Source organism: Blautia sp. MSK.20.85, assembly GCF_013317245.1.
In the GTDB taxonomy this organism is placed as follows: Bacteria; Bacillota; Clostridia; order Lachnospirales; family Lachnospiraceae; genus Blautia_A.
In genome coordinates this window covers 1-2,921 of the sequence record NZ_JAAIUN010000061.1, presented here as the reverse complement: position 1 = coordinate 2,921, position 2,921 = coordinate 1, and the positions used below count along the sequence as shown (strand labels likewise).

At 36.5% G+C, this 2,921-nt stretch carries 5 protein-coding genes; 4 read left to right on the top strand and 1 reads right to left on the bottom strand.

From position 1 onward, the window contains the following. Positions 1-167 precede the first annotated feature (167 nt). Positions 168-374, bottom strand: a complete 207-nt coding sequence (locus G5B12_RS16785; RefSeq protein ID WP_008688150.1) for a DUF6219 family protein — start codon at positions 372-374, stop codon at positions 168-170. Between the two features lie 179 nt (positions 375-553). On the opposite strand from G5B12_RS16785, the gene G5B12_RS16780 reads away from it, so the two are divergent. The 4 genes from G5B12_RS16780 to G5B12_RS16765 all read left to right on the top strand — a co-directional run bounded on the left by G5B12_RS16780 (position 554) and on the right by G5B12_RS16765 (position 2,475). Continuing rightward, positions 554-871, top strand: a complete 318-nt coding sequence (locus G5B12_RS16780) for a helix-turn-helix domain-containing protein (RefSeq protein WP_117457281.1) — start codon at positions 554-556, stop codon at positions 869-871. Between the two features lie 151 nt (positions 872-1,022). Beyond that, the gene (locus G5B12_RS16775; RefSeq protein WP_012744264.1) at positions 1,023-1,235 is read left to right on the top strand and encodes a sporulation initiation factor Spo0A C-terminal domain-containing protein; all 213 of its coding nucleotides are present in this window, start codon (positions 1,023-1,025) and stop codon (positions 1,233-1,235) included. Positions 1,236-1,242: 7 nt separating this feature from the next. Continuing rightward, complete coding sequence (locus G5B12_RS16770; RefSeq protein ID WP_012744263.1) at positions 1,243-1,674, top strand: hypothetical protein; 432 nt, start codon at positions 1,243-1,245, stop codon at positions 1,672-1,674. Between the two features lie 327 nt (positions 1,675-2,001). Then, the gene (locus tag G5B12_RS16765; RefSeq protein ID WP_023922628.1) at positions 2,002-2,475 is read left to right on the top strand and encodes a sigma-70 family RNA polymerase sigma factor; all 474 of its coding nucleotides are present in this window, start codon (positions 2,002-2,004) and stop codon (positions 2,473-2,475) included. Positions 2,476-2,921: the final 446 nt, after the last annotated feature.

Below are 2,921 nucleotides of genomic sequence, written 5' to 3'. Positions count from 1 at the left end.
ATGGAAAATGAAATTTGCCGAAAGGTGTGTGAAAAGAATAAATATAATAGTTGGACGAAGCTGATTGGAAATTATTGTGTTTCAATGGCTTAAAGATAAAGAAAGTTGCTGGAGAGAAAAAATATTCTCCAGCAACTTTGTCTTTGATGAATAAAAGTCAATTTTTTTTAACTATTCTCACTATTATTTGATTCAGTGATTTTTTTCTTCTTTGGAGAAACCAGTTTGTGACCGGAATAAATGGACATGCCCATACAAAGCAATGAAGAATAGGCAAAGTATTTATGTGCAGTCATAGATTTTTTGATTCCAGAATAAATGCATCCCAACATACAGAAAAGTGCGCCTAAGGACCAGTATTTATGTGATTTCATGATTTGATACCTCCTTTGATTTAACTGATTCAATCATAACGCTTTTTTACGAAAATGCAAAGAAAAACTTTGAATATAGTTCTGTAGAATTAGAACTTGGCTTTGCGATTCTGTATATTTAAGATATCCACAAGTATACTAAATTCAGAACGATTATTCGTTCTGAAGGAGGTGTTACGATGGATTTGAAAGCAGTAGGACAGCGAATCAAATCAGCACGAGAAGCAAAAAATCTCACGCAAGAGGAACTGGCTGCATTAGTAAATTTAAGTCCGACGCATGTGAGTGTAATAGAGAGAGGCTTGAAAGTTACAAAATTGGATACCTTTGTTGCAATTGCAAATGCATTAGATGTTTCTGCAGATACTCTTTTGATTGATGTTGTGGCACATTCAGTTACAGGTGTTACCAATGAGCTGGCAGAGAAAATAGAAAAACTTCCGATCAAAGAGCAGAAAAAAATTATCAAAGTAATTCATACATTATTGGAAGAGTAATATGACAAAATGGGAAGAGCAAGTAGCTCTTCTTTTTTTTGACTTTTTATTCCGCTTTAAATTGTAAAGTGTCTTTTCATGATAATAGAAATATGCTAAATTAGTTCTATAGAACAATGTGTAATTCTACTTATATATTGGAGGAAAATGAATGAGAGAGAAAACTATTTATGAGAAAATTGCAAAAAAGTACAACACAACACCAGAAGAGGTACGCAGAGAAATGCAGATAGCCATAGATGCAGGATTTGATAATCCTGATCCGGATGTGCAGGAAGAATGGAAGAAAATGACACTTAAAGGAGACAGACCCACACCGGAAGAAGTAATCAATTACGCAGTAAAACAATTAAAAGGAAATTAATGAAAATATGAAAAGAAAGATAATTGCAGTAATCTCAGGAGCAGTCATCTTGATAATTGCTACAGGAAGTATTTATGGGAAACCTGAATCTGGTCATAAGGAAGGTGAACCTGATGTAGTAGGAACATTTTCCATAAATCAGGATGAAAATCTAACCGTAGTAGCTAACCGGGAAAATATTGAGGATAGAGAAGCGTTTGCAAGAGAACTTTTGCAGATGTACAAGGAGAATTCTTTTCATTCGACAAAATTCTCCACAGACAGGGGATATGCGACGAGTCTTGATATGAACATCTATTTATGGAAAGAGGATATTGAAGATGGGGAATCGGTAATGACAGCCGAATACAGACCTGTAGAATATGGAAAGGACTATGATGTTGTCAATAATCCTGATAAATTTCAACTATATATAGATGGAAAAGAAGTAGAAGAATAACACGGTGAACTTTTTATACTGAAATATGTACGATTTCAATAATGATGTGAACTTATAGGAATGTATTGCGGATACTTTGTGAACTTTATCCTGATACAATGATTATGCTGATGAAAGAAGGCATAGATAACTGAATATAAGAAAGAGACGAAGGCCTCAGTAGTTAAGAAAAAAACTACTGGGGCTTTTTTTCGTGCCTGAATTTCTCAGCCAATAACTGCGGGTATGTCCCGGCAGGATAAAGGCGGAGCAGGCATGATTCTAAACAGAGGTCCGCCTTCTGGATTTGAAACAAGCAACGAGATTTCAAATTCAGGAGGAACGGACATGTATATTGAACACCCATATTTTTATGAAGGAAAGTATTACGCAAATATTGATGGAGAGATGATTGAGATTACAAAAGAGGTTGCGTATGCGATGAACAATTTTTATAGAAGCAGCAAGGCAAAAAAGGTAGAAATCAAAAACGAATTGGGAGAGGTCGTGGACAAGATGTTGAGGGAAGTACCTTACAGTGGTCAGTCCATTGATGGAGAAGGCTTTATGATAGAGGATTTTCCGGATCTGAATTGTGATGTGGAGCATAGTGTGCTGACAAAAATGGAACAGCAGGATATCCACAAAGTGATCAATCAGCTGAACTCCGAGGAACGCATGATTATTTACGGTATTTTCTTTGAAAACAAGACACAGACACAGATGGCAGAGATTATGGGAATTTCCAGACAGATGCTGTCATACAAGCTGAAATCCATTCTTAATAAGATGCGTGAAATGTATATGAATAAATTTTTTTAAAAAATTTTTCAAAATCTTTTGCATCTTCCGAAGTCATTTGACTTTAGTAATTAGAGGAGCTTTAAGGACTCCCTAAAACGCACCGTGATAACTGAATATCCAATAATAACTGACGTGACATTTCATACAGTGAGCACGAGGAAGATGCCGCTATAGGATTATAAGACGTAAAAACATTTTTAGAGCTAATAATGCTGCGAAAAAGCACTGACCAAAGCCAGTCGGCAGGCTGGTGATGCGATGACATGTGTGAGATGCGATACACTTGCAGACCCTGAGAAGTCTGTAATTGGTAAACCTATGAACTGCCAGAGCCTGGAAACGAGAGTTTTTGGGTTGTGGTCCGGAGTATAGCATTCGGACAGGTTATTATTCCCTTCCTGCAGATGCAGGAGTAACGATTCGGGGTATCGAGGATAAATAGAATCGAGCGAGCACTGTTTAAT